The 24285-nt window shown below is 38.7% G+C and carries 13 protein-coding genes; 2 read left to right on the top strand and 11 right to left on the bottom strand.

The features are described 5' to 3' along the window. Window positions 1–174 precede the first annotated feature (174 nt). A complete protein-coding gene (locus A3GM_RS0108435) occupies window positions 175–1230 on the top strand; it encodes a glycosyltransferase (RefSeq protein ID WP_018362945.1) in 1056 nt (351 codons plus the stop codon). 423 nt (window positions 1231–1653) lie between these two features. Here A3GM_RS0108435 and A3GM_RS0108440 read toward each other — a convergent pair whose 3' ends face one another. The 8 genes from A3GM_RS0108440 to A3GM_RS0108475 form a co-directional block, all read right to left on the bottom strand. Then, window positions 1654–3246, bottom strand: a complete 1593-nt coding sequence (locus A3GM_RS0108440; RefSeq protein WP_018362946.1) for a fimbrillin family protein — start codon at window positions 3244–3246, stop codon at window positions 1654–1656. A 110-nt stretch (window positions 3247–3356) separates the two neighbouring features. After that, window positions 3357–4205: a FimB/Mfa2 family fimbrial subunit gene (locus tag A3GM_RS0108445; protein WP_018362947.1), complete on the bottom strand. Its 849-nt coding sequence runs from the start codon at window positions 4203–4205 to the stop codon at window positions 3357–3359. Window positions 4206–4239: 34 nt separating this feature from the next. Continuing rightward, entirely contained in the window at window positions 4240–5676 is a 1437-nt protein-coding gene (locus tag A3GM_RS0108450) for an alpha-galactosidase (protein WP_018362948.1), read from the bottom strand. A gap of 19 nt (window positions 5677–5695) precedes the next feature. Continuing rightward, window positions 5696–7204, bottom strand: a complete 1509-nt coding sequence (locus A3GM_RS0108455; RefSeq protein WP_018362949.1) for a SusE domain-containing protein — start codon at window positions 7202–7204, stop codon at window positions 5696–5698. A gap of 14 nt (window positions 7205–7218) precedes the next feature. Next, entirely contained in the window at window positions 7219–9084 is a 1866-nt protein-coding gene (locus tag A3GM_RS0108460; RefSeq protein WP_026216169.1) for a RagB/SusD family nutrient uptake outer membrane protein, read from the bottom strand. A 20-nt stretch (window positions 9085–9104) separates the two neighbouring features. Then, entirely contained in the window at window positions 9105–12191 is a 3087-nt protein-coding gene (locus tag A3GM_RS0108465; RefSeq protein WP_018362951.1) for a SusC/RagA family TonB-linked outer membrane protein, read from the bottom strand. A gap of 473 nt (window positions 12192–12664) precedes the next feature. Further along, window positions 12665–15655 (bottom strand): glycoside hydrolase family 66 protein, encoded by a 2991-nt coding sequence (locus A3GM_RS0108470; RefSeq protein WP_026216170.1) that lies wholly within the window; start codon window positions 15653–15655, stop codon window positions 12665–12667. A 635-nt stretch (window positions 15656–16290) separates the two neighbouring features. Beyond that, window positions 16291–17913 carry a DUF6377 domain-containing protein gene (locus tag A3GM_RS0108475; RefSeq protein ID WP_018362953.1) on the bottom strand — a complete coding sequence of 541 codons (1623 nt, stop codon included), beginning with the start codon at window positions 17911–17913 and terminating at the stop codon, window positions 16291–16293. Window positions 17914–18774: 861 nt separating this feature from the next. On the opposite strand from A3GM_RS0108475, the gene A3GM_RS0108480 reads away from it, so the two are divergent. Further along, the gene (locus tag A3GM_RS0108480) at window positions 18775–19983 is read left to right on the top strand and encodes a glycoside hydrolase family 99 protein (protein WP_018362955.1); all 1209 of its coding nucleotides are present in this window, start codon (window positions 18775–18777) and stop codon (window positions 19981–19983) included. A 331-nt stretch (window positions 19984–20314) separates the two neighbouring features. On the opposite strand, the gene A3GM_RS0108485 is transcribed toward A3GM_RS0108480, so the two are convergent. The 3 genes from A3GM_RS0108485 to A3GM_RS0108495 form a co-directional block, all read right to left on the bottom strand. Next, window positions 20315–21511 (bottom strand): acetate kinase, encoded by a 1197-nt coding sequence (locus tag A3GM_RS0108485; protein ID WP_018362956.1) that lies wholly within the window; start codon window positions 21509–21511, stop codon window positions 20315–20317. Between the two features lie 57 nt (window positions 21512–21568). Then, complete coding sequence (gene pta / locus A3GM_RS0108490; RefSeq protein ID WP_018362957.1) at window positions 21569–22588, bottom strand: phosphate acetyltransferase; 1020 nt, start codon at window positions 22586–22588, stop codon at window positions 21569–21571. Between the two features lie 220 nt (window positions 22589–22808). After that, a complete protein-coding gene (locus tag A3GM_RS0108495) occupies window positions 22809–24137 on the bottom strand; it encodes an NAD(P)/FAD-dependent oxidoreductase (protein ID WP_018362958.1) in 1329 nt (442 codons plus the stop codon). Window positions 24138–24285 lie beyond the last annotated feature (148 nt).

Raw genomic sequence — 24285 nt, forward strand, 5'->3', positions numbered from 1 at the left:
TTTTCGTATCCTTAATAGAGTAAAAAGAGCATTTTAAGAAGATGCTCCTCGCCCACTCTTACCCTCAAGAAGAAAGTATTTGCCATGCCATTTATTCGCTCTTTCAAGCCATTAGAATGAATAAAAAGGCGTGTTTTGTGTCTATTGTTCTGTTTTTTAAGTACTTTTGCAAATATGAAGGTATATTTCTATCACACACAAGACATTCAACACATTCTGCAACAGATTGAAAAGCAAGAGTTTCCACCACATTTTTTATATGGCGCAACGCTCTTTTCAAAGCACGGAGTTGATGTTGTGTGGCATAAAAGCAAGCTCAACCAGAGTCGTTGGAAGATGATGTTGCGCACCACATGGCGCATACTCACTTGCAAAGAATCGTTCGATGCCGTTTATGCAACACACTATCGTGGATTAGAACTAATTGTTTTCTTGCGAGCTCTTCATCTTTTTCGCAAGCCAGTGATTGTTTGGCACCATCAACCCATCATCAAATCGCCCTCAAAGTGGCGTGAGTGGTTGGGTAAATTGTTTTATAAAGGATTCGACGAGCTGTTCTTTTTCTCTCAAAAATTAGTGAATGACTCGTGCAAAACGGCCAAATATCCACCTCAAAAGATGCACTTAGGACATTGGGGAGCCGACCTAAAGTTCTACGATTCTATTCGTCATCAAACCCAACGCACAACGGGTTTCATTTCAACAGGCAAGGAATTGCGAGACATGCCCACCCTTATCAAGGCCTTTAATGCTACCAATGCCCCGTTAGATATTTATATTAACGAGCAAAATGGCGATGTAAATTATAATAAGGTGTTTGCCAATTTAACGCTGAACGATAATATTAAGGTGCATCAATGGAACCGCTTGGCACCCTATGAGCTTGCTCTTGAGGTGAACAAAGCCAATTGTGTGGTGATATGTTGTCAAGAATCGAAATACACTGTGGGCTTAACTACGGTGGTAGAAGCACTTGCTTTGGGTCTACCTATTATCTGTAGTCGCAACCCTCAGATACCAATCGACTTCGATAAAGACGGCTGTGGCATCTCTGTTCCTTACTATGATGTAGAAAATTGGACAAAAGCTATTGAATATATCACCCAAAATCCGACCGAAGCTGCAGCGATGGGAGCACGTGGAAGGGCTCTTGCTGAGCGTGAATATAACAACGAAAAATGCGCTGAGGTAGTGACTAAGGTGATTAAAAAATACGATAAAAAGGCATAATTCGTTATGTCTTTTTATTGTTTTATGGTGTTGTTCCGTCTTTCTCTCAATCTTCTCTCTCCCCCTTTCCATTCCCTTTCTTCTTAAACACCTCACTCTTTCATTTTGAAAAGAGCGATACACGCCCCACATCTGCTTTTTAATTAGAAAACGAAAGCACTGCTTTTAATAAGTAAAAGCACTACATTTAAAGGGCAAAAGCAATGAAATTACGCCTCTATAGCAATGCTTTTAGAATGAAAGAGCGAAGTCATTCATTATCAAAGAGATAAAGACAAAAAGAAAAATCCTATACCCATGCTTTCAAGTGAGCAACGAATTGCCACACCAAAGAGCAAAAGTATAGGATTTTATCCGATGTGTTAGCTGCTTAATAACCACACATCTACATTCTATTAAATCACTTTTTCAAATAAGAAAATCTTAGTTTTTCTTTACAGCGGTCATGGTCATATCTTCCAAGTTCACAGTAATGGTGTAGTCACCAGCCTCAGAACTTTCCACTTTCCATTTGGTATCGTTACCGTCATAGGTGTTTGGATAGTTGCGACGAACCACCTTTCTTGCTGTAAGAGGAGCGTCAGCGTTCTCTGGCATCAAGAAATCACATTCGAAACCACTATTCAACCACAATGGAAGTTTAAACGAACCAGCTTTCAAAGTCACATCTAATGTAAAGATCTTAGCATTAGTTGGGTCTTGAGTAAACTTGGGTGCGTTACCTAAATCCCAACCACTTGGAAGTGCATCACCCACTCCATATAATTGAGTAACGGGCACTTCTGTTTGTTCGAACTTAATTTTTGAAGTCTTAGTATCAATTGTAATGGTGTAATATCCGTGCTTTGAAGCCACCCATTTGTTGTCGTTATCATCGTTGTAAAGCACCTTAGAATAGGTTGATTCGCCTTCTTCTATTGTCTTATTCTCATGTCCTGAAGCATTAGGCATTAACTGATAAGTGTTGTAATCACCATTATCTTCAAGAGTAAACTTCAACTCTTGGTTTTTATAGATGTTACCTTTCCATTCGAAAACGCCATTACCTTTAGCAGTAAGTTTGTCTCTGTGGTCCCAATTGGTTGGGTTACCAAATAGATAAACATCTTTAATTCCACCAGTAACAACCACTGTTTCGTTGCTTGAAACTTCGGTCCAAGGAGTGATGCCTGCGCCTGTTAGAGTGACACCTGTTTGAGAAAACTCTACATTATACATATATTTCTTTCCTGCTTCGAATGATGTTGCAGAAGAAAGAGTTGCTTTATATTCTTCACCTCCAATGGTAAAGGTAAGTGTTCTGTTTGCTGCTGCATTGCCATCAACGGTGTTAGGAATAACAATTGCTTCGAGATAGCTGTCGCCTTTGCGCAAAGTGATATCTTGAGTTGCATCGCCTTCTTTCAAAGAGATAGCATCTTGCAATACATTATAATTGATGTTGGTGTGTTGGTTGCCGATAGTTGCTGTTACTCTATCGAGATTCACACCACTGGTTGAGGTGAAAGTGAAATACAACTTGGTTAGTTTGTGAGAGAAACTGAGGTTGGCAGTTGGGTTAAGACGTGTAACATTAGTTGCCTTAGCCTGCAAAAGATCGATTGCAGCTTGGTTACTTTGGTCGGCAACACTTATAGAACGTACACCATCTGCGATATCAGTTGTGTAAGGATAGTATGCCACTACGTCTACAGCAGAGCCATCAGAAGGAAGGAAAGCGTTTTTACTTACAGGAGCAAAGTTGCCTTCTTCAGCTGTTTCAGTTTCAATATTACTTTTATATTGATAGTTAACGTCGCCATTAACTGTGGTTGTTCCTGCGTTAAGAAGATAAACTCCAATTTCATCTCCCTTGTTCCATTGATTGTCAAAAGCACGTGTTACTTTGTGAAGAGCAATACCTGCATTGATTTTTAGGGCTCCATTAGTAGTTTGATTGTTGCTCACTACATCGTCGTTAGCACATGAAGCAAATCCCATTGCACCAATAAGTGCTGCGTAAATAAAATGTTTCATTGTTATTGTTGTTTAGTATTATAGTTGAATAATAAATTTTCTCTACTTTATTGAAGATGATGTTGCCCTGCTAAAACATAGCACGAGGCAACATCATTATCTTTGATTGTTTATAACTTTATGGTTCCTGCATTCACAACTTGCCAATTATTAACACCTGACATGATGCTACTTAGAGCCACACCCGATGCAATATTTAGAGGAGCTGTTGTTTGTCCGAAATTTGAAAGATATGAACTTAAATCGGTTACGATGGTTTTTGAGGTTCCATCTGCAAGCGACAAGTAAATGGTTAGCGTGTGTGTTGCACTTTTATCAAGACCCAACAAACGGAAAGGAACAGTTATCTCTTGCTCGCCTTTTGCGTTGGTTGCAATGCGAACTTCGGTTACTGCATCTTCAGAACCACTGCTCTCGCCTGTTTTAAGATTCACACTTGATGCCACTCCATTCAACACTGCATAGCCACTATTTACACTTACATCGTTCGAAATAGTTACGTTTAAATCGTGTGTTAACTGCTTCATCTTCAAAGAAAGTGAAGAAGTAGCTCCTTCGAGGTTATCTATTCTACTGTAAGTACCATATAATGTGCCAGGAAGACCATTGATTGCGGTGGGTGAAGACACTTCAGTTTTACTTGTTCCAACCTTTGCAATGCTGTCGGTTATGGTGATGTTCTCGGCAAAAGTATAAGAACTGATTGCGTAGCTTTCGTTGGTTTTCAACTCATACACATTGTCTCCGTTCTCTACTGTATATTGATTTTCGTTGATATTCACCACATAGCTATTGGGCTTTTCACCTTTATCAACTCCTGTCCAGTCGGTTGTTAGAGTTAACATGGTGCGTGGTTTCTTGATAGGTTGTGGCAACTCATCGCCTGAACATGCTGTGATAGCAGGAAGAAGCGATAGCGCAAAGCAACCAAGAACCATATTCTTTATTATTGTTTTCATAGACAATCTATTTTTATTATGGTGTTCTTATATATTAATTAGCCGCTTTTGAAAGACGAACAATCTTACAAGAGTGAGGTGCTAAGGTTGCACTTACTCTGATATCTTCGCCTTCATCGGTGTGTTTCCACAAGTCACGAATCTTCATTGCACCGCTAATTCCTAAGCGAGAGAATTCAACTGCACGCACCTTTGGTGTGTCTTCACGATTGAACAAACCTACGATATAATCGCCGTTTGACATCTTTCCATACCAAATTTGACTTTCTTCGTTGGTGATATCACCTACAAGAGGTTTACCTACAAACTTATCTTGGTTGAGAGCAAGCATCTCTTTATTGGTGTAATACTTCAAATCGCCATTCACAAGAGTGTTATATTGGTCGGCAACAGCAATAGGACCACCTGCCATTAGTTGCAAAGAAATAACGAAAGTCTTTTCTTCTGCGCTGTTTAACTGATTCAAACGGGTGAAATCTCCATCGGGAATGATCTTTCCTCTACCTGTTATCTTAGACCAATAAACGAATCCATCGAACTGATTATGGAAGGTTGGCCAACCATAATGCTTTTGTCCACGCAACCAAGAAGACACATGTCCCCAACCACCTGTGTAGGTATCAGAAACGATACGTGCCATGTTGTTAGTGGTTTTCTCTGCTGCTCCATCGTCAAACATGTTAGGCATTACGATAGAAGTGAACACTTTGTATTTATTTGCTGCCTCATTAATATATTTAAGAGCCAACTTATAGTTTTCTCTTCCATAGCCTCTACCTGGCATATCGCCTGCTCCATCACCTGTTTCAAATAGACACATAAAGTCCATACGAATGAAATCAACACCAATAGATTTGTAGTATTTAAAGAAGCCATCGATATATTCACGTGCACCTGCATGGCTTGGAACGATCCAAGTGAATAAGTCTGTGCTGTTAGGTTTAATGACTTTGTCCTTTGCAGGGTCGTAAACTAAGTCTGAAAGTCTTTTGTTTGTACCTTCAATAACGGTTGTTAAAGGTGCATGAACCCACAATGGATTGTCGTAAACACCCAATTTCAAACCTTTATCTTTACACATCTGCACCAAATCGGTTAGTTTTATGCCTGCATAATGAGTCATATAACCTTGTGCATTGACGTTAAGATCATTTGTCATCGACATGAATCCATCGGTACAAATCATATTATAACCAGAAGGACGAAGGTTTTCTGACACCCAATCAATATTCTTTTTCCATGTCTCTAAAGGCATATTAGAGTTGGTATGCGATAGTTCTCCTGTTAAACCATATTCGTATACGCTCCAATAAAGAGGGGCTTGTTTGGCATCTGTTGCAGAAGTTGTGTCGTTTTCAACAACATCTTCAGGAATCATATCAGGTGTCCAGCCTGTTCCTTTCTCGTCACTGCACGCCATTAAGGCAAGTGCAATGACTGAAAGAGTAAATACTTTACTTATTTTAAACATTTTCTTTTCTGTTATATGGTTATTTTTTCTCAAACTTAATCTTATTAGTTAGCACGTTAACACTAATCTTATAAGTTCCTGCTTGAGCTGCTTCTACTTTCCACTTTTTATCAGGATTGCCCTTAACAATTACCTCACAATTGGTTTCAGACAATGGTGCAAGGTTGTTTCCGTCTACTGCTTTAGGCATGATATAATCGCAATCGAAACCATTGGTATTGTCTAATGGTAGCTTGAACTCACCTTCTTGCAATGTACCTGTCCACACAAAGGTTCCTTTTCCTGCCTTTCCGTCGTAGATAAACGATTGACTAAATGGAGTACCCCAACCTCCTTGGGTAGCATTTCCAACAATCCAAAGAGCTTTAATAGCCACATCATCGGGCACACGAGATGCTTCGTCACGTTCAAAAGTAACGGTCATATCGTATGTATTCACTGTAACTTTATAGTTTCCAGCGTCTGCATTGTAGAGTTTCCACTTGGTATCGAACTTATCATTCACGTCTGGGAAGTTGCGACGAACGGCCTTTGTTTCTGTAATAGAAGCGTTAGCGTTCTCTGCCATGATGTAATCACAGTCAAAACCCTTTGTATTTGTCAATGGGAACTTAAGTTCTCCAGCCTTCAAAGGACCTTCATATACAAATGCAACTTGGTTCTTTGGATCTCTCTTTAGCTTGATAGCGTTTCCAATAATCCATCCTATTGGGGTTGCATCTCCCACCATATACAACTCAGTGTAATCGGTTGTTGGACGCTCTACCTTAATAGTTAGATCTTCAATGTCGAGTGTTATAACATAGAAACCAGTCTGACTTGCAGTGAAGAGTTGCTCTGTTTCACCTTGTTTGGTGTATTTAAGCTTGCCAGCTGCATCGCCTTGAGTGTAACCATTGTCTATATTTGCAAGGTCTTTCACAAACTTATAGTTACCAGCTTCAAGTGTTCCACTCCATGTATAGGTCTTTTCTGAAACCTTTTCAACCATCTTCACTGCGTGAGCAGCGTCCATTCCACCTGTTGAAGTACCCACAATATAAAGGTCACGAGGTGCAAGATAGTATCCAACAGCATCGAAACGGAAACGTGATATTTCTGGTTTCATATACTCTTTTCCACCTGATACGTTCGCAATAATTTCGGCTTCAAGGGTCGCTGTCTCACCTGGTGCAATGTTCCAAGACGACAATAAGGCATTTAACTCTTTATGAGTGAATCCTATTGAGTGCTTACCTGCAGGAATAGTGACCTTATCTATAGATGTTTCGAAGTTGTTATCTGCCACATCTAACTTGAAATAATAAGTCAACTTGGTTCCTTCACCACGATTAGCAGCGTCTTTCCATGAGAAGACAATAGCTGTATCGGCACCTAAGTCTTGTTGAAGTTGCACCTTATTAGCATTTGCTGTGAGGTGCATTGTGTCTTCTGGACTATTAAGAATGTATCGTTCTAAATCGTCACTACAGCTTGCCAACACCATTGGAAGCATGAGAAGAAGATATTTAAATATATTTTTCATCATTGTTTTGCTATCTTTTATTTCCAATAAGGAGCTTGAACTAACTTGCTATTCTTATCCATTTCTGAGCGATGGATAGGCATCCAATAGAATGCTTTCTTATAAACACGCTTTTGATAAGGTGTTAATTGATAGAATGAAGCAGCATCTTTTCCGTTGAAGTTCATTCCATAGAAATCGCCATTGAGCTCTTTCTCTGCCTCTTTCCATCTGCGTAAATCATCGTAACGCAATCCTTCGCAACACAATTCTACATGACGTTCTGCATGAATGAGCTTGCGCATTGCATCTTGATCGTTTAAGTTTACATGGATAAAGTTATTATCTGTTGAGCCAGTTGTGTATTGACGAACTCCTGCACGCTCACGTATTTTGTTGAGATAAACAAGGATATCGGCATTACCTGGATCCGATTCGTTCAACGCTTCAGCATAATTTAGATACGCTTCGCCTAGTCGATACAAGATACCTGGGCGGTATTGAATGTTGCCTTGCTTCACATTTGAGTTTGGAGAAAGCTTCTTTCTAACCAAATAACCATTCTGAGGAGCATCGTGAGTGTGTGGATTATCCTTGCCACCATTGAAGAATTCGAATGGTCTTTGCTCTTGTGTGAAGTATGAATTGTTGAAACTTACAGTTACATAGAAACGTGGTTCACGATTACAATACATGTTATAGGTGTTCTTTGTCGTGATATGTCCGCCGTTAACTTTGGTGTCCCATTGAGTGTTATCCAATGTAACATCAGATGTAGAGAAGCCTGTTTGCACATAACCTGAATTGCTATCGGTGATGGGAAGACCATTGTTCATGAAGAAAGCGTCTACAAGTTTCTGTGTAACTCCTAAACCACCTGAACCTCCACTCGCTGAAGGTGTAGCGTGTCTTTCATAATCTGAATAGTCACATCCACCGGGTCTTGCAAAGAGAATCTCCTTATTTCCTTCGTCAAAACGCTTTAACATCATGTTTTGATATGACATAAAGGGGTCGATTGTGCCATCTGCATTGGTCTCAACATATAGCTCATGACCTGCATTTTGTGCGGCATCGATTAGCTCTTTACATGCTTGTGCTGCATATTTCCACTTTGTTGCATCGTAAGTTGGAGCAAAAATGTTCTCTCCATCCGAGTTTTTAAAGTTCGCATAGTCGGCATTTCCGTTCACTAAAGGACTCGCAGCAAAGAGCAACATACGTGCACGAACAGCCAAACACATGATAGATGTGACTCTACCATACTTGCGAGCTTCGGTATATTTAGCAGGAAGTAGCTTTGAAACAGCTAACAACTCTTTGTCACACCAATCGATAATTTCTGTATAAGGACGTTGTCCTACAAGCAAATCACTAAGTGTAAAGTCGGTTGGAGCAATGTAATCAGGTTTGAAAGGAACTCCACCATAAGTGTTTGCAAGCAAATAATAGTAATAAGCTTTATAGAAACGGCACTCTGCTTTCATATATTCTATCTCTGTAGTAGAGATACCTTGAGATGGAAGAGCATGTGCTTCACGCAAGAAAATATTTGCCTCACGAATTCGTTTAGGGAACTCAGACCAGTAATTTCCGTCCCAGTCTGAAGACGAAGTCCATTCACCTAGAGCGAAAGGAATAATCTTCCAGTTCCATTGACGCCATCTTTCAGAAGGTGTTATCTCATCTCCAAGAACGTCCCAACCGATAAATCGGCCATAACCCATATAGGGATCGGGTGTTCCAGACTGCACTCCTGCTAACCAACCTTCAAGCTTGTCTTTGTCATTAAACACGAGTTCAAGAGTTGCTTCTGTGTCCGATTCCTTATCAAGGTAATCTGAACAAGAGCTTAAAGTCATGAGACTAAGACAACCTATGTATATATATTTTACCAATTTCATTGTATTATCTGGTTTAATAGTTAAAATTTAAGATTCACACCCAATGTCACTGAGCGCATAGAAGGATAACGTAATCCATCTGATGTCTCAAGTTCTGGATCCCATAATTTAAATGGAGAGAAATAAAGAAGATTATCACCACTCACAAATACACGCACACTCTTAGCGAAGAATTTTGATGTTAATGCCTTAGGAAGGGTGTAACCAAGTTCAATTGACTTTAATCTTAGATAGCTCATGTTCTTCTTCCAGAATGTAGAAGCACGATTGTTGTTGGGGTTTGTGCTTTCTGAAAGACGTGGCCAGAATACATTTTGAGATGGATTCTCTTCAGTCCAACGGTCGGTATAGTTTGTATAAACGTTACCTAACACACCTTGTCCACTTCCAGGAATGAAGTAGTTGCTACCTCCAATTATACGATATGTGTCGCCAGAGCCTTGGAAGAAGAAGCTAAAGTCTACATCTTTATAATTAACATTACCTCCAAATCCATATACAATGCGTGGAGCTGAGGTGCCACCGATATAACCTTCGTCTGCATCTGTAATCACTCCATCGTCGTTCATATCACGATATTTGATGTCACCAGGGCGTACTACTGTTCCTAAAGACTGCTCTGCGATACCTGGTTTCAATTTACCATTGATGAAATCGTCTTCAGTAAACAATCCTTCTGCTTGTAAACCCCAAAGTGTTCCGATAGACTTTCCTGTAATAGAACGGTATGTTCCCACTACAGAAAGAGGCTCATCTTTCTCTTTAATGGTGTTCTTTGCATAAGTGATATTACCTCTTAAGCTGATATTGAATTCCTTATTAAAGCTGTGATTGTAAACAATTGACGCATCAAAACCATTATTATCTACTACACCATAGTTGGCATAAGGATTTGAAATGAATCCTACTTGAGAAGGAATGGTTGAGCGTTGCATGAAAATATTAGTTCTATGCTCACGGAAGAAGTCTACTTGTAAATCTAATTCGTTCCATAATCCCAACTCAAAACCAATGTTTGTTTTAAGTGATTTTTCCCAAGTTAGATTCTGAACTCCTACTTCTCCTTCTTGGACTCCAGTTCTACCTACCTCACCAGAGTAGCCCCAATTGTAACCACCTGCATTGGTATTGATAGTGGTGATATAAGCAAAACGACGTCCACCGATATCATCATTACCCACCATACCTATAGAACCTCTTACCTTTAATTTAGTAATAGTGTTTGAAAGGGGTTGCATAAACTTCTCTTCTGACACCAACCAACCAAGCGCAAGTGATGGGAAGAAACCATATCTGTTGCCCTTTGCAAAGTTTTCTGAACCGTTATAACCGAAGTTAAACTCTGAGATATAACGACGATCGTAGGTATATGACAAACGACCTGCAATACCTTGGGTACGCTTTGGTTGCACATCTCCCCAGTCATAACTACGTTGATTATACAAGAACAAAGCATTTAAAGCGTGCGCACCGAATGTCTTATCATATGAAAGAGATGCTTCCAAATAAGTACTCTTATTGCCATAGTTGGCATTTGAGCTATGTCCAAGGAACTCACTACCGAACGAAAGGATACTATGAACTAAGTTTCCTTCATCGTCTCGAGACTTAGCAACACTATAATAACGTGGGTCTTTACCTCTGGTTACAAAGGCTTCGTTATAAGTATCGAATGCAAATGTAACCTTAGCTTTCAATCCTGGGGTAATCATCTTTAAGTTTTGTTCTACCGAGAACAATGATTCTAACTTACTACGAGAACCTGTATAATAACCTGATTGTGTGCTTAAAGCCCATGGATTGAATCGAACATTAGATACACGGGGTATTGTTCCATCTGAATAGATAGCGGGATGAACAAAAGGAGGAGTTTCAAATGCGCTTGTAAAAAGCTCATCTGTACTGCTCTTTCCTTTGCGTAGGTCTTGCAAGTAACCACCAATATTAAAACGAACTAATGTTGTCTTGGTTAAATCAAGGTCTACATTGGCACGCATGTTATAACGTGTCAATTTACTAGAAGTATCATAAGGAAGACTATTATCACGTGCTAAGATACCGTTTTCATCGTAAACTGAAGCAGTTAAAGAATAACGTAACATATCAGAACCACCTGCAATGGTTAAGTTTGCACGTGTAGATGAAGCGTAATCTTTAGTTATTGCGTCAATCCAATTAACGTCTGGATAAAGATCTTTGTCGTAACCATAGTAGGTCTTAAGTATCTGATCTTTGGTGAATAGGCGTTTATTGGGATCTGGTTGCAATTGATTCAAAAGACTCATATATTCTGCTGCACCAATAAACTGAGGAAGTTTGGTAGGCTTACGAATAGCTTGTTCAAATCTAAAGTCTACTGATGGCTTTGCAACAGTACCACGTTTGGTATTAACAATGATAACACCATTCGCACCTCTAACACCATACATGGCACTAGCAGAAGCGTCTTTCAATACTGAGAACGATTCTATTTCTGCTGGATCGATATCATTTATGCTTCGTTCTACACCATCTACCAACACTAAAGGATGGTTATTGCCGCTAAATGATGAGATACCACGAATCCAGAAGTTCGAATTGTCGTATCCAGGCTCTCCACTTGGCTGGAAAGCAATAACACCTGCCAACTGACCTGCAAGGTTATTACTCATCGAACGACTTGAACCTACTTGCAACTTTTTAGGGTCTAAGGTCTGAATAGAACCGATAACCGACAATTTCTTTTGGTTACCATAACCCACAACCATCACTTCATCGAGTCCTGCAACATCTTCTTGCAAAGTGATGTTGAAGTTAATGTTGTTCGCTACCTTTATTTCCTGTGTCTTAAAACCAACATAACCAGCGACTAAAACAGCCGATTTATCTGGAACGGTTAAATAAAAGTGTCCATCAATGTCTGTTACAGTCATTATCTTAGTGCCCTTTACTGATACAGTTACACCTGGAAGCGGATTCTTTTCTGCATCAACAACAGTACCACTAACCTTAATTCCGTTCTCTTGTTGATTAGACATTTTCGTTGTTGGCTGTACTTCTGCCTTCGCACTTACTGGCGATAGAGCCGAAAGAACAAGGAAACCAACCAATATCCTTTTAATGTTCATATTTGTTTTTTATGTTGTTAATAGTATATTTTGCATCTGCTTAGTTTCTCAAGGTGTCTTTTCCTTTCAATGCAAAGATATACATTTGCTCTAGTTCTATATACTATATATAATAAATATACAAACTCTTAAAAACATCTATCACTGAAAATCAATCACTTACAAGTTTTAAAGATAACAAAAATACAAACCTAATCACGCCTATTTAAACTCTTTTTACCTCAAAAAACGCTTTTTCTTGACCCAAAACAACAAAGTAAATCTATTAAATTTAGAAAATATTACCAATAAAAAAGGTAGAAACGAGTTATTTTTTCAACTCATTCCTACCCCATAAAGTAAGTTGTTTTTATTCAAATTATGGCTCTGCTTCTACAAGTTTACAAACATAAACATTACATACTCGCTAACCTTCATAACAACCCTATATTAATAATACATTCACTTACACGCTTTGTAGAAGCTCGCCACATTTATTTTATAAACACTTTCTTACCTTTATGTATGTAGATTCCTTTACTAGGATGTTCCACTTTCACGCCATCGATAGTATAATAACTTTCGTCTTCGCTTGTCGTTGTTGCTTTATCGAAAGCAGATTGCAATGTTTCGTTATTGCTATTGATAAGCGACATAATGCGTGTTTGGTGCTTATTGCCAAACAATGGCACTTTGATGTATGTCTCATTGCTGTTGATTGTGCCTACAGTTAGGCGTTGCCAAGCATTGTTTTTGTTAACATAAACCACCTCATCACTATTATTCAAGCCATTAGAAGCACCTTTTTCTACCACCAACATCGTCCAATATTTCAAGCTGGGGACTTCGATATACAATTTATTTCCTTTTTTCTTAAAAGGTATATCTTGTGGAGTTCCACCATAAACATCAGGAGTTGCTGCCCAAACACGAGCTACATCTTCGTTGATATCGATATCTACTGTAAAGTGATATTTGGTCTTTGGTTCTGTTGTAGTGCGATATTTATCTATCCAAGAAGTATCTTTTACTGTTTCGAGATTCAACAAATGAATCATCAATTTATTGTCTTTCTCTGCACAATAGTAGTTCACTTCTTTTTCTTTTCCTGCAAAAGGAAGCACTTTGTTGTTCATTCTCACACTCTTATATTCTCTCTTGCAATTGTCTCGCAATAGATTTTCATAACCAACTAAGAAGTTATAATAAGGCACTAACTTCGTTCTTAGTTCGTCAGTCATATAACAATCAGCGTTAGGGAAATAAGGATTGTTCAACATATCATTACCACTTAGCTCTATTCGGCTACCTCCAATAGCAAAAATAAATGCGTCTGACACTAACACTGAAGGTATATTGAATGCGCCTTTAGCACCCTCACAATGTGTATAAGCAGCAAAAACAACAGGCTTATTAGGTGCAACTTCTTGGTTTTCTTTCATATAGTGACTAAAAGCTGCAAACTCTTTCCACCACACCTCTACATATACTGTATGAATATTAGGATTAGTTGCCACAACAGTATGTCCCCAATTACTCACTTGGTTCATCACCAATTCTTTCTTATTTTGATCATTGTGCAATTTAGTTAATAAAGGAGAATATCCATCCCACAATAAAACTTCTTTACCATCTTTAGTTGATAGCCTTGAGGCTTTTTCCACTTCATTGCCATTTTCCTTAACATGATATCCTGGGGCAGAGCCTAATTGGTCTACATGAAAGCCATCAAACTTAAAGTCTTGATACACTTCTCTAGTTCTCTTCACAAGATAATCTTGCCATTCTTCATTGGCTGGATTTTGTATAAAGATATCACTTTTGCCATGTTCCAATACATGTCTATAAGGAGAAACATCGGTAGAATCTATATAAACCTGCCATTCTGGTTTCACTCCATCCTCTTTTCCGTCCTTAAGAGCACCATAAGCAAGGTTATAGAACATTGCTTTTGAGCCAATGCCCTGCACTTCTCTAATATAATCTTTAACCACTTGTGCACTAATTGTCTCGTTAAATATTCCATGATAGGTAGCATCAGGACAATAAGGGCGATGATGTTTCCATTGCCAGTCGTAGAACTGCATCGCATTGATATGATATTTACGGAAAGTTTCCATTTCCTTTTTCATATCACGTGTTTTGCTGTCTGGATCATAATCAGCAATATAACCATATCGAGGGAACTTAGTCCACTCCGTAGAGACGTCTACTCCCACAGTAGAAACAACATTATATCCTGTTGCACTAGGCTCTGTCACCACCGCAAGATAGCCTTTATAGTTCTCTTTAGGAGTCTTCCACGTCCACGATTTACCCCCTACTACCGACACATCTACTACATCTGCGCCATGATAATAATACACTTTTGAACCATAAGCCAATGATCTTGAAGAAGTGAAATGCACCGTTTCGCCTGGATTATATATGGTTTTGTCGGTTAAAAGCTCGCTATTATCCATGTAACCCTCTATTGGTGCGGTCTTAGAATAATAGAAACTCATGGGCTGTTGCGCCACTTTGCGAATAGCAGAGTGGTCGTTTTGCTGGTCATCGGCAATGCGTGGGAAATACCATCTGTTGCTACCTGCCTGAATGTTCACAGCTTCGTTTGCCGCAACAACATGCACTCTTTCTTTGTTTTCTCTTCTATTTTGAGCCGAGAAGCCTGTTGTTACCATTGCTTGAACAGCAGGAGCGCTCGAAAAGTCTATTGCAAAATTCTTTGATATCAACTCATTATACGATGAATATTCAAGTGGGAACTCTACTCTCACCTTATTATTTAGAACAGGAACTCTATTCATTCTATCATAAAGAACGGGCTTTACATAAACGGCCAAATTGCCATCTGCACCTTTAAAGGTGTTGCTATGCACCTCAGGAACATTGTTTCCTAAATAATAAACAGAGCGAAGTGCTTTACATTCCAGAAAAGCTTCGGCACTCCAACGATGCAAATTCTCGGGAAGTGTGATATACTCAAGACTCGAGCAGGCATTAAACGCATAAGAATCGATGCTTTCGCACGAGCGAGGAATATCGACATTCTTTAGCGAAGTGCAATTTTCAAAGGCATTACGACCAATGTTTGTGATGCCTTGTGGCAACGAAATAGACTCAAGTTGTTCGCAATGTGCAAACACAAAGTCTTCTATTCGATCGGCTGTTGAGTGCATCTCCACCTTAGAAAGTTCCTTACAATCATAGAAAGCGCATGCCCCTATTCTTTGAATTGTTGCAGGAATGGTGATGGATCTGATGTCGGTGTTACCTTGAAAAGCATTGGCTTTGATTTCGGTTACTTTGTGTCCTCTAACATATTGAGGAATCACTACGGTTCCAAGAGCCGCTTTTCCGCTGGTTAACACGGCCTTACCATCGGGTGTAAGACTAAATTTTAAACCGCCAAAATCTACTGTTTCGGCAAAAACGCTAGCACATGCAAGTGCTAAACTCATTGTAAGTAAATGTCTTTTGTTCATAGTAATTGTTGTTTGGGTTAAACATTAAAACTCTGTTCAAAGGTTGTTAAAAGACAGAGTCAAAGGTTGTTGAATAAGTTTTCTTGCTCCTTTTGATACGAAAGAAACGTTTTCAGGTAAGTAGTTCGATAGATTATCATCGGATTCCTACAGAACCACGATTCAGTTTAATTATACCTCCCTTTTGATCTTTTGTTTTACTTTTTTGATACGGGTATCATGTGATCATCAAGTTGTTGCAAATCTAACGCTTTATTCTGCTGGTTGTGTCGCTGTATCACAAAAATATAAAATCAGCAAAAACATATTTCATTTATAATCAACACATTAAAGAAAACTCAAAGTATAAAACATACAAATAAAGAATTGTACAATATTTTTTCAAAATGGCTATAAACGATGAAAAACAGATGAGTTTTTGGGGTAGAAAAAGCAGCTTTTGAGCCTCAGCATAAATACATGTGGTGAAGAAATACATTTTATTGCATTTTCTTTCTCACAACAACTAGTTTTTATCTCTCTTTGTCTTGCGATGTAAAAGCTATGCTATTGGGGTTCAATAGCATTGATATTTGCATAAAAAAGCATTGCTTTTAAAAGGTAAAAGCAATGCTATTCTGTATGGAGTTGTAAACTTATAGGTTCATAAGTTGTTCTTCAAACAAGTCGGGTTGTAACGATTTCAATCGTGTTCGTGAGCGATATGAGTAGATAGTTGCCTTCGAACATCTTAAGAAAGCAGCCAAACGCTCGTTATCACTGATACCTAATCGAATGAGAGCACATATTCTTAACTCTGTATTTAAACGCTTATCCTTTTTATTTACCACTTGAGATTCGGGCAATAAAAGCTGATTAAAGTCGTGAACAAAGTTGGGAAACAAACTCAAGAAGGTTGCATCAAAGGTCGCAAAGAAGGCATCTACCTCCTTTTCTATAAAGGTTGGCGACTTCAATATATCTAATAATTCAGTCTTAGAGCCTGTAGTTGCCACCTTACGAAGCTGCTTTCTGTAGAGTTCCATCTTATCAATATAAGTAGAACACTCTGTCATAAACTGCGCAATGTACATGTCTTTGATTCTACTTGCCTCTGAAAGTGAGTCGTTACTCTCGCTCAAAGCGTCGTTAGTTTTCGACAATACATCATTCAATTTATATAGTTCTGCATTCTTATCTCTTAGCGCACGTTGTGTAACCGATAGCTTCTTCATTTGTCTACGCAACAAGAACACCAAGCCAATGAGCATCAACGACAACACACTTATGCTCACAAGAGCCAACAATGTGACGTGCTTTTCACGCTGAGTTTTATCTTCATACGCCTTATTAATAATGGGCATGATGTCTGAAACCTCAATAACTCGTAGGCGAGCGTTGCAATATATGGCATCTTCGAGGGCACGTTTCATATATAAATAAGAGCGTTCTATGTCGCCATCTTCATATAATAAGGTGGCAAGTCGACGCAAAGAGATATACTCTTTCACTGCACTTTTGATGTCTGCAATAGCGGAAACGATGAGATATTGCTTCTCTTTCTCTCTATTTCCCATCAATCTATAGATGTCAGAGATAGAATATGCCACATAAGCCATGCGTCTATCATCAACGTTTAGCGTTGGATATTCTTTCAATAATATCTGCAAAGCGTCTTTATAACGATGCTTATCCATCATTCTATCGGTAACAACCCAAACCGAAGGGTCGAGCTTTAGCGATAGAATTGAATCTTTATAAAGAGACGATTTCTCGTTATATAGTTTGCGTTCGTTAGCTGTTAAGCTCACAGTTTGCAAAGTGGTATAAAGATCTTGATTAACTGTATAATAATAATTGCGAAGGTTCGACGATGCGTTACGCACGTTTAAGCGTTGCAACACCTCGTTAGCTTCTTTATAGTTTCCACCCTTTATCAACATAGATGCAACATCGAGATAAGAGTAACTCAATTCTTCTGCATCGTTTAAGCGTTGTGCAAGACTTAGTTTTTTCTGTGCATAAAGGAGTGCCGAGTCGACAACAAACGACTGATAGCCTGCAAATAGTTCTTTTTCGATTGCATATTTTTTATGCAAATCGTCTGCCTTTCTTAGATCACTCTTCAACGAATCGAGCATTCTAAGACGTGCATTGGTGTATATTTGCTGATTGGCTACTACCTTATCTAAATCTTCTAACGTCGGAAATGTTGTATTCTTGGCATTTAGACAATGGCATACAAATAGCAAAATAAAGATATTTACAAGTCTAATCATATAATAAAATCACTACTTTAAATAGTTTCTTTTCTTCTAACATGTATACGTTTATATACTAATATATATTCGTATACCCTCCCATTTGTATTATTCTTTTATCTGCAAATATAGTAGTTATTTTTTTATTACTTGTCTTTTTAAAGCATTTAATTACTTTCTTTGGTTATAAAATGATAAAGCATAACAGATTAAAAGCTTTTACATATAATTATAAAGAATATTGTTTGGTAGTTGTTTTCTATCGTTTCATTTTATTATATCACCTTTTCTTTTTACCTAAAAGTCTTTGTTTTACATCTTTTTCTTATCGTTTTACCTGCTTATTAAGGGCAATTGTGACATCAATTGTTACAAAAAAATCTTTCATTTGCATTGTTCTTACAAGACGATAAGCCCTAAAAACAGGGAGAACAAGGGGTTACACGCCCTAAAAAGGATTATAGATTGACTTTCAATTCGACAAGAAACAAGAAAAGATAGAACAGAAAATGCGAAAAACAAGGTATTATTTTAAAATACTAAAGACGATTTAAAATGGTATTAAATTACGCCTATTTCGAACGCAATTATTGTAAATTATGACAAAATATTGGGCAAATTCATTGGCAAAATAACTGCCTTCACTATATTTGCAAGCGTTAATTCAATCGATTGTAAGAACAAAACAGAACATTCTTTAATGCATTTGGGAGATAAAAAAGAAAGATGATGCAAGCAAAGATGTTTATTTAAAGAGAGAGAACCAGAGCACTTCAAGGGTAACAGTTTTGCATGTGCTACTTAGTTTTTAAAGAGATGTTGTGCAAAACCATTATTATTGGGTCTCTAAATGTTTAACCCTAAAAACTAACACACACAATGAAGAAGAACATTTTTATAACTATTGCGGTTGCTGTGATAGCATTTTTCAGTAGTTGCAGTAAGGAAAGTGCCGAAGAAAGCACAACACACGAGGACGTAAAGCCCGTAGTTACTCAACCAATTAAGAGCAACAAAGCCAATCTTTTTGTTCATTATATGCCGTGGTTTGTGGCTCCTAAGAATGGACAAGGGGTGTGGGGATGGCATTGGACGATGGCTAATAGAAACCCAGACCGCATCGATTCGAATGGAAAACGTGAGATTGCATCGCATTATTATCCTCTAACTGGTCCGTATGATTCAGGAGATCAGACCATACTAGACTATCAATGTCTATTGATGAAGTATTCTGGTGTAGACGGAGTGATGGTAGATTGGTATGGAACACAAGACAAAGACGACTATTCTATCTTACTAAAAAACACCGAAGCCATTGCTAATGCGGCTGCAAAAGCAGGCTTGAAGTTTGCCGTTGTGTATGAAGATGCAACCCTAAGACACACTTCCGACCCTGTAGGTCAATTGAAAAGAGATCTCGAATACTTAAAGAACAACCTCTTTAATAAAGCCAATTATGTTCAAGTAGATGGTAAACCGCTCTTCATGGTCTTTGGTCCTCGCCAGTATAAGTCGGGAAAAGGCTGGAATGAAGCACTCGAATCGATCAACAAAAATGTGTTCTTCGTATCGCTAAACTATCACACTCAGAATATAAACAACGAGGGATATAACAACTCGAGAGGTGAGTTTATGTGGGTAGAGAAGTATCCTAACTACGACAGAGCACGTCAATTTGAATTCTTTATTGGTGGTGCAATGCCTGGATTCCACGACTTCTACACTGCAGGTAATGCCGAAAACAGTTACGCAACACACGACTCTGAGAACGGAGCGTTATTTGCTCGCCAGTTAGAAGCATTTAAAAACTCGGGCTTTAACTGGTTACAAATTAGCACATGGAACGACTATGGCGAAGGAACTACAATCGAACCAACTCGTGAATATGGCTATAAATATTTAACAATGCTACAACAATTTAGCGGAATGCCATACGAAGAGGGCGATTTAAAACGAATTTATCGCTGGTATGAACTAAGCGTTCAACACCCAGGAAACTGCAAATTGCAGTCGGCTTACTATCTTTTAAGCAGTTATCAAATCGACAAAGCCGACCAACTGCTTAACGAAGTGGCTGAAAACAGATAAGCCATGAAAGAAAACTACCTTAAAGAAAATACACAAATGATGAACCACAAGCAACCATAAGGTTAGCTTTCACTATGCGAAAAACATGTAACAAGGGTTGTTCTTCCCAACCTTGAACAACCAAAAAGAAAGCAAGTTAGAATCAAACGGAACTAACTTGCTTTCAATCTTTTATGTGGCGAGGTGCTAAAAGCTATCGAATTAGATTGCAAAAGCTATGCTATTGAAGTGTAAAAGCAATGACTTTGCACCATAAAAGCTACCTTATTATATTATAGAAGAATAGCTATTCGAAAGCCAACCTCGTGCCTTACTATCTTAAACAGATGGTTTATTTGCTCACTAAGCGCATGGTATCTCTTGCGATAACAAGCTCTTCGTCTGTTGGAATAACGCAAACAGTAACCTTAGAGTCGTCTGTTGAGATGATAGTTTCTTTTCCTCTAGCCTTGTTTCTCTCTGCATCTATCTTGATTCCGAGGAACTCTAAGTCGCTACAAGCATCGATTCGAGTACCTGTTTGGTTCTCTCCTACACCCGCAGTCCATACAATTATATCTACACCTCCCATCGCTGCAGCATACGCACCGATGTATTTTTTAATGCGATAGTTATACATGTTCAATGCAAGTTGCGCTCTTTCGTTTCCTTCTAAGGCTGCATTCTCGATCTCACGCATATCTGATGAGATTCCAGTTATGCCCAAAACACCACTCTTTTTGTTAAGGAAATCAGACATTTCTTGAGGCTTCTTGCCTAGCTTTTCCATTAGATATGTAACCGCAGCAGCATCAATATCGCCTGAACGACTACCCATCATTAAACCTTCAAGTGGTGTCATTCCCATTGAAGTGTCGATACATTCGCCATATTTAACAGCAGCAATACTTGCTCCATTGCCTATATGACAAGTGATGATGCGTTGAGTTTTGATGTCTTTTCCTAAGAATTCGCAAACTCGTTTTGATACATATCGGTGTGAAGTTCCATGGAATCCATAACGACGAACATGGTATTTTTCATATAAGTCGTAAGGAATTGCATATAGATAAGCATAATCTGGCATTGTACTATGGAAGGCATTGTCGAACACACACACTTGAGGTACGTTTGGCATAAGCTCATCTACAGCCTTAATACCACGCAAGTGACCTGGATTGTGCACTGGAGCTAGCTCGCAAAGGTCTTCGATGTCTTTCTCAACTTGTGGTGTAACAAGTACACTTTCGGTGTAAATATCACCTCCTTGAACAACACGATGACCCACAGCATCAATCTCATTAACACTTTGTAGAGCACCTATTTCTTTGTCTAAAAGCACTTGGAACACGAAATTAACACCCTCTTTGTGATCTGGCATATCGTGCATTATCTGCTTTTTCTCACCATTAGGCAACGCAACTTTAATGAAAGCGTTATCTAAACCAATTCGTTCTACACCACCAGAAGCTAAAACCTGGTCGTTATTCATGTCGTATAGCTTGTATTTAATAGACGAGCTACCACAATTGAGCACTAGTATTTTCATGTTGTTTTTGCTTATTTATATTCTAGTTATTAATTTAATGGTTCACTTTCTTGTTCGTTATTCAGCACAAAGTTTTGCTTGATGTGCTTGACATGCAGTGATGGCGATCATGTAATAGATATCATCTATTGAACAACCACGGCTCAAGTCGTTTACAGGACGTGCGATACCCTGAAGAATTGGACCAATTGCTACAGCGTCTCCAAGGCGTTGTACGAGTTTATAACCAATGTTTCCCACTTCTAAGTTAGGCACAACTAATACGTTTGCTTTACCTGCAATTGGGCTATCTGGTGCCTTTGTTGCTGCTACATCGGGTACAAGTGCAGCATCAGCTTGTAGCTCTCCGTCAACATTTAGTTGTGGATAGTATTCGTGAGCCAATCGAGTTGCCTCTATAACTCTGTTCACTAACTCGTGATTAGCACTGCCTTTGGTAGAGAAACTCAACATTGCTACACGTGGATCTTCAATTCCTGCCACTGCTTTTGCGGTCTCTGCAGTACAATAAGCTATCTGAGCCAATTGATCTGGTGTTGGACTTGGAGTCACAGCAACATCTCCCATCACTAAAAGTCCATTGTCGCCGTATTGTTTTGCCTTTGTGATAAGCACCATAGCACCGCTCACTACTGACACTTGAGGACTACATTTGATGATTTGAAGGGCTGGACGAAGGGTGTCACCAGTGGTACTTTCTGCTCCACTTATTTGTCCATCTGCTCCTTCTGTCTTGATAATTAAGCAACCAAGGTATAGTGGATTCTTCACTAACTCACGTGCTTTTTCAATGGTCATACCTTTTCTTTTACGCAAATCTGTTAGCAATTCTGCGTATTCTTCTGCTTTTGGGTGATTCAATGGGTCGATAATAGTTGCCTTATCGATGTTTTTCAATCCCCATTTATTGGCAAGTTCACGGATAACCTCAGGGTTTCCGATAAGTATAATTTCTGCAAGTTCGTCGCCAATAGCACGATCTGCAGCTCTAAGTGTTCTTTCTTCTGTTGCTTCGGGTAGAACAATTCGTTGCTTATAGCTTTTTGCACGTTCTACAATATCTTGTAAAAAATCCATAATTTGTTTGTTTATATATTTGTTCGTTTTTGCCTTTTAAGAGCTAAAAGGCTACTATGCAAAAGTAAGAAAAATAATTGTATTAAACTTGTTAGAATGATAAAAAAAATACCAAAAATGTAATGTTGACTTTACATTTTTGGTATTTTGCCTTGTAAAAGCTATGCTATTACCCTTTAAAAGCAATGCTTTTGTACCCTAAAAGGACTGCTTTTACATGCTAATTGCTATCCTTTTGCTGAACAGCTTGTTGTATTTCTTCTTCCGTTTTGTCTCTACCCGCTCTGAAGATGAGTCGCAACGACTGATTATAGTTGACATAATTCCATAGCCAGTTGAGCAGAACTACGATTCTGTTGCGTATTCCTAAGATTGAACGAAGATGCACAACCAACCACAATACCCATGCTATGAAACCCTGAGTTTTGAACAATGAGAATTCGGCAACAGCCTTGTTTCGTCCAATAGTGGCCATAGAACCCAAGTTTTTATATTGGAAGGTCTTTAACTTTTTGCCCTTTTGCTCTCGAACAAGATTCTTGGCAAGTAATTTTCCCTGCTGAATTGCAACCTGTGCAAGCTGTGGATGTCCGCCAGGATATGCCTTATCTACGTTCGGCATGATGCATTGATCGCCTATTGCATACACATCTTCAATACCAAGTACACGATTATAGCCATCTACAAGTAAACGACGTCCACGGCCATAGTGTTCTTTTTCGAGTCCATCAAACGCCACTCCGATAATTCCACTCACCCATATTAAAGAGCGAGTTGCGATGCTACTGCCGTCGTTTAGCATCACTTTATGGTTCTTATAGTCGTTAACAAACTTGCTTAGAATGACGTTTACACCCATAGAACGCAAGAAGTCGATGGCTTTTTGAGATGACTCGGGAGCCATTGCGGGCAACAATCGGTTATCACCTTGTATGAGATAGACATTCATTAGCGAAGCATCTAACTCTGGATAGTCACGAGGTAGAATGGTTTTCTTCATCTCTGACATCACACCTGCAAGCTCAACGCCAGTGGCTCCACCACCAACTACAACAATGTTCAATAACTCTTGTCTGAAAACAGGGTCTTCTGTGGTAATCGCTCTCTCTATGTTTGCTAACACAGTGTTGCGTATTCGGGCTGCTTCTGATAGGCTTTTCATCGCCATTGAGCCTTTTTCTATCTCTTTATTGCCAAAGAAATTACTTGTAGCTCCTGCTGCTAACACTACATAATCATAACTTACACTACCGATACTTGTGATAACTTTCTTGTTCTTAACGTCTATCTGCTTTACTTCGGCTAAGCGAAAGTAAAGGTTTTTGTATTTTTGAAAGATGCGACGGTATGGGAATGAGATGGAACTTGGCTCCATTCCTGCTGACGCAACCTGATATATTAGAGGTTGAAACTGATGATAGTTGTGTTTATCTATCAACACTATTTGCATGCCAGTCTTGCGTAAATTCTTTGCAAGTTCAAGGCCTCCAAAGCCTCCACCCACAATAACTATACGCTTTTTGTCGCCTTTCTCAATATTAAAATCCATAACTTTAGATTTGATTTTTATTTCTCCTGAATAATGTTATTATGCTACTCTATAGCTATTCTATAAAAAATTTGAGCTGTGTTCTCTCTCCTCTTCAATCTTACATCTATAGATGTACCTTCTATTTGCTCACAAAGTTAAATATTAT

The sequence above is a fragment of the Hoylesella nanceiensis DSM 19126 = JCM 15639 genome, assembly GCF_000379965.1.
GTDB classification, from domain to species: Bacteria; Bacteroidota; Bacteroidia; order Bacteroidales; family Bacteroidaceae; genus Prevotella; species Prevotella nanceiensis.

Excerpts from the sequence above, each read along its gene's own strand:
- A3GM_RS0108435 (WP_018362945.1), top strand. The coding sequence starts at position 175 with ATGAAGGTATATTTCTATCACACACAAGACATTCAACACATTCTGCAA.
- A3GM_RS0108440 (WP_018362946.1), bottom strand. The coding sequence starts at position 3,246 with ATGAAACATTTTATTTACGCAGCACTTATTGGTGCAATGGGATTTGCT.
- A3GM_RS0108445 (WP_018362947.1), bottom strand. The coding sequence starts at position 4,205 with ATGAAAACAATAATAAAGAATATGGTTCTTGGTTGCTTTGCGCTATCG.
- A3GM_RS0108450 (WP_018362948.1), bottom strand. The coding sequence starts at position 5,676 with ATGTTTAAAATAAGTAAAGTATTTACTCTTTCAGTCATTGCACTTGCC.
- A3GM_RS0108455 (WP_018362949.1), bottom strand. The coding sequence starts at position 7,204 with ATGATGAAAAATATATTTAAATATCTTCTTCTCATGCTTCCAATGGTG.
- A3GM_RS0108460 (WP_026216169.1), bottom strand. The coding sequence starts at position 9,084 with ATGAAATTGGTAAAATATATATACATAGGTTGTCTTAGTCTCATGACT.
- A3GM_RS0108465 (WP_018362951.1), bottom strand. The coding sequence starts at position 12,191 with ATGAACATTAAAAGGATATTGGTTGGTTTCCTTGTTCTTTCGGCTCTA.
- A3GM_RS0108470 (WP_026216170.1), bottom strand. The coding sequence starts at position 15,655 with ATGAACAAAAGACATTTACTTACAATGAGTTTAGCACTTGCATGTGCT.
- A3GM_RS0108475 (WP_018362953.1), bottom strand. The coding sequence starts at position 17,913 with ATGATTAGACTTGTAAATATCTTTATTTTGCTATTTGTATGCCATTGT.
- A3GM_RS0108480 (WP_018362955.1), top strand. The coding sequence starts at position 18,775 with ATGAAGAAGAACATTTTTATAACTATTGCGGTTGCTGTGATAGCATTT.
- A3GM_RS0108485 (WP_018362956.1), bottom strand. The coding sequence starts at position 21,511 with ATGAAAATACTAGTGCTCAATTGTGGTAGCTCGTCTATTAAATACAAG.
- pta (WP_018362957.1), bottom strand. The coding sequence starts at position 22,588 with ATGGATTTTTTACAAGATATTGTAGAACGTGCAAAAAGCTATAAGCAA.
- A3GM_RS0108495 (WP_018362958.1), bottom strand. The coding sequence starts at position 24,137 with ATGGATTTTAATATTGAGAAAGGCGACAAAAAGCGTATAGTTATTGTG.